This is a genomic window from Candidatus Cryosericum odellii (assembly GCF_003570935.1).
GTDB lineage: Bacteria > Caldisericota > Caldisericia > Cryosericales > Cryosericaceae > Cryosericum > Cryosericum odellii.
Genome location: NZ_QXIU01000189.1, coordinates 1 through 4,093, shown reverse-complemented (window position 1 = coordinate 4,093; position 4,093 = coordinate 1). Strand labels below are relative to the sequence as shown.

General features: G+C 60.8%; 3 protein-coding genes. All 3 read right to left on the bottom strand.

Annotated features, from left to right (window positions below; genetic code table 11):
• On the bottom strand, nt 1–1,085 hold a 1,085-nt coding region (locus tag SMC5_RS07665), incomplete at its 3' end, for a GspE/PulE family protein (protein ID WP_165849027.1).
• A gap of 14 nt (nt 1,086–1,099) precedes the next feature.
• Nucleotides 1,100–3,805, bottom strand: coding sequence for a tetratricopeptide repeat protein (locus SMC5_RS07660; RefSeq protein WP_165846640.1), 2,706 nt, complete (start codon nt 3,803–3,805; stop codon nt 1,100–1,102).
• A 13-nt stretch (nt 3,806–3,818) separates the two neighbouring features.
• Nucleotides 3,819–4,093: hypothetical protein (locus SMC5_RS07655; protein WP_207799144.1), on the bottom strand; the 275-nt coding region annotated here is incomplete at its 5' end.

Here is a 4,093-nt window from a genome sequence, read left to right as displayed (position 1 = left end):
ACCTGGTTGAGTCCGTCCATCTGATATTCGACCGGGTCCTCTACCGTCACGATGTTCTTGCCGGGCGTGTTGAGGCGGTTGAGCGCGGAGTACAGGGTCGTCGTCTTGCCGGCACCGGTGGGGCCGGAGATAACGATCATGCCGTACGGCTGGCTGATGACATTGTTGAACAGGGTCAGTGTATCATTGAGGAATCCAAGGTTCTCAAGGGGCACCATGGCACTGCTCTTGTCCAGGATACGCATAACGATCTTCTCGCCGTAGATGGTGGGCAGTGAACTGACGCGGAAGTCGATGGCCTTGTTCTCGATGCGCAGGGAGATACGGCCGTCCTGGGGCTTGCGCCGCTCGGCGATATCCATGTTGGACATGATCTTGATGCGCGAGAGCACGCCGGCCTGGATGTTGCGCGGCAGGTTCTGCTTTTCTTGCAGGATGCCGTCGATACGGTAGCGGATGCGCAGGTGGTCCTTCTGCGGTTCCACGTGGATGTCCGACGCATGCTCGACGATGGCCTGAGTGATGATCGTGTTGACCAGCCGGATGACGGGCGCGTCCTGACCCATCTCGCGCAACTGCTCGATGCTGACCTCTTCGCCACTTTCTGCGATGATCTCGGCCTTCGCCTCGGAGCTGGCTTCCTTGATGGAGTTTCCGACGACGTAGTACTTCTCGATGGCGCCGTAGATGGCATTCTTGGGAGCGACGAAGAACTTTGTCTCGCGCCCGTAGGTTGCCAGCAGGTAGTCCATCAGCTCGATGTTGGTGGGATCGCTGAGTGCGATGCTGACGACACCCTCCTCACGCTTGAACGCGACGAAACCGTAGCGCTTCGCGCGTTCCTGGTCCACCAGCGCCAGCACGTCCGCCTCTACCTTCTCCGCCATGACATCTACAAATGGCATGTGCCACTGTTCGGCCAGGACCTGTGCCTTGATGTCGTCGTTGATGAACCCCTGATCGATGAGGATCTTGAGCAGTGGCTCGTTGGTGTTGTGTTGAGCGGTGAGGGCTCCATCAAGAGCCTGTTCGTTGATATACCCTCGCGCAAGCAAGATGCTTCCTACTGACCGTCTACCGTCCACATTTCCTCCGTGCTCTAGAGTTTCATGATCTTGGAGCCCTGGCTTCCACATTTGCTGAGCAGTTCTTCTGTGTCTCGGAAGCCGGGCGAGGACTCGCCGACCTCCTGGAACAACTGTGCCGCCTGCTGGCTGCTGCCCTGTGCCAGGTGGATCACAGCCGCATGGTACTTGAGGATCAGTTTAGCCTCGTCAGTGACGTTCGGCAGATGCATGGCGTGATCGAGCTCCCGGGTCGCCAGTTCGGGCAATCCCAGGTGAACGAATGAGAGGGCCATGGGCAGGTAGAACCGTAGGTCTCCTCCCCCCCTCACCGTGCCGGAACTCATCGCTACCGCCTCTTCGTAGCGACTGCCCGCGAATGCGGCCCACGCAGATATCAGACGTTGCTCGACCGAACCGGCTGTGATGCCGGACGTCCCGGCGGCTGCCTTGTCCACCAGGCCTTCGACATCGGCAGGAGACAACTGCGACAGCGAGATCGCGTCCGCGATGAGGTCGTACTCGCCGGATGCGAGAATGGCCTCCAGGGCACGCTGCACCGTATCGGGATCCCCGGGATGAGCCCGGATGGCAGCAACAAAGTACCCTGCAGCAGCATCGTGAACCCCAAGCTGCTCAGCCGCCAGACCCAGCCCATATCGGCTCTCGAAGTCCGCAGGGACGAGATGGGCAAGTTTCTCCAGCAGGAACCGGCCCTCCGTAACCTCTTGCCGGTGGTCCACCAAGTACTGGATGAGATACGCCGCATTGCTCGTATCGCGCTCCCTGGCCATGAGCCCCACCAGTTCGGTGAACTCGGCCATATTGGGGGTTCCCAGGACGAGCAGGGATTGGAGCACCTTCCGCCGAACCGTGGGGTTGATGGCATTGGCCAGGACACGACGCAGGATGGCCGACTTCTCCACACTGAGCGTGACATGCTGAAACAGCCCATCGTTGTTCAGGAATGTCGACTCGTCGACACCCGTGCGCCCCAGTCGTTCGACAATCGCAGCCTCCAGCGCCGGCACCTTCACCATGTTCGCATCCTCAGTGACACGGTCGACCAACTGGTCCACCACACCCAGTTCCGCGGCCGCGGCAAGGACCTCCTGCGTACAGGCGTCCTCGACCAGGCAGCGTTCCAGAACATGAACAAGCTGGTGCACGATGCCTTCGGCCGAAGCAGACTCGGCGGCTTGGCGTACCATGCCCAGTTCCTCCCGTACATACGATGTCGTGTCGCCACGTTCGAGCAGAAGTTCGGCCTTGTGCGTCCTCAGCTCGCCAGCCATGTCCGCGCCGTCGGCGGATAGGACGATAGAAGCGATCTGAGGGTCGTGGAAGTCAACCCTGGCTCCCTGAGCAAGAGCCTCCTCGACGACGAACAGGGGAAGGCGCGTGTAGCCGCCGCGTTCCAGCCACGTCAGCAGGTCACTCATGGTCTCTGCGTCCTGGGGATTGCGCAGAAAGTTGAGATAGAGAACTCCCAGCGACAGTGGAATGGCCACGCTGCCCGCATCGGACAGACGCTGCATCAGATCCTCCCGCTCCATCTTGCCCTGGTTGATACCCCTTACGATGCCGATCAACTGCCGTTCAGCCTCCTGCCCCGGCGTCGGGGAAGGTGGCGCGGTGACTGCGGCCCGTGAAACGACCTCGGTATCCGCCGCGTTCGCCTGGGTCAGATGTGTCGCCACCTCCTCTCCCTTGCGGAGAGAGGCCAACCTGAGTTCCTCGGGCGACAGAACGGTCAGCCCGGCGGCCTCGGAAGGCACGAAGCACCTGGCCGCGGTCGGAGACTCCTCCCCTGGCTTCACCCACGCCTGGTGTGGTACAGGGATGGTCTCCATCTTCATGTCGCCCGACGTTTCAGGCACAAGGTCGCGCGGAAGGTCCGGATGAGAGGATCCACCCTCGGCCTTCTGATCGGCTGGGACCCTCTCCTGTGGGGCGGGCAGCTCGTCGGCCACGACCGCCTCGTCGTATAGTGTCTCGAGGGTATTCCTCGCCCCCTCGTCCGGCTCGATCGCCTTGGACTTGCGCTCAATCGCGGGCACGCGGTCGACTTCCGGGGACTGTGAGGCACGCATACCGCCCGCAGGTCCCTCCACGGCCTTGACCTTCCAGTCGATCTGGCCCCGCATCTCGGCAATGGCCTTGCCAAGCCCCGGGTAAGAAGGATCGGCCATGCGCAGCTGTTCATATACGGCGAGCGCATCGGCGAACCTGCCGTTGTTGCCCAGAATGCTCGCCTTCAGATAGAGCGTGCGCGGATTCTGGGGACTGACCTCCAGGCTCTGGCCCAGTACCTTGAAGGCCTGAACGTAGTCACGACGGTATGCAAGCACACGCGCCTTCTGGTTGAGCGCGTCGGTGCTGCGGGTATCGATACCGATAGCAGAGCTGCTGGCTGCCAGCGCCTTGTCGAAGTCGCCATCCTTGATGCAATAGCGGGAGAGTTCGACCAGGTCGCGTATCGTCGCGGACTTGTCCTTGAGCTGGTTGTCGAGGCCCACGATCTTCTGATAGGCACCGATATAGATGCTCCACAGTGCGACTTGCCGGTCCTTGAGGATCTGGATGAGCGCATTCAGGAGGTCGATGCCCTGGGCATATTGCTGCCGTCCATAGTCATGGTCGGCCTCATCAACAGCCAAACGAAGGGCCGCGTCATACTCACGACGGCCTACAAACTCCTGGATCTGGCTGCGTAACCGCTCCTCGTCAGAACTCGCCAATGTCACTCCCCCATCAAGGCTTGTCGTGAAAGACTGGCACTATCTTACCAACCGCCGTCAAATATGCAAATAGCGGCGCCAACTCGCCCTCGGCGGAGTCATCATAGAGGACACTCATGATGCTCTCGTCAGTCTCCCGTTCGCCAAGCGACACGACAGCCTGTCCCTCGCAGTCGGTCAGGACCGCCTGGACGAACCATACGTCTCTGTTCGGCACGCGGAACCTGTCGACGAGTTCCATCAGCCTGCAGAATTCAGAAAGTGTTGCAACTTGCTGACGATGACGTC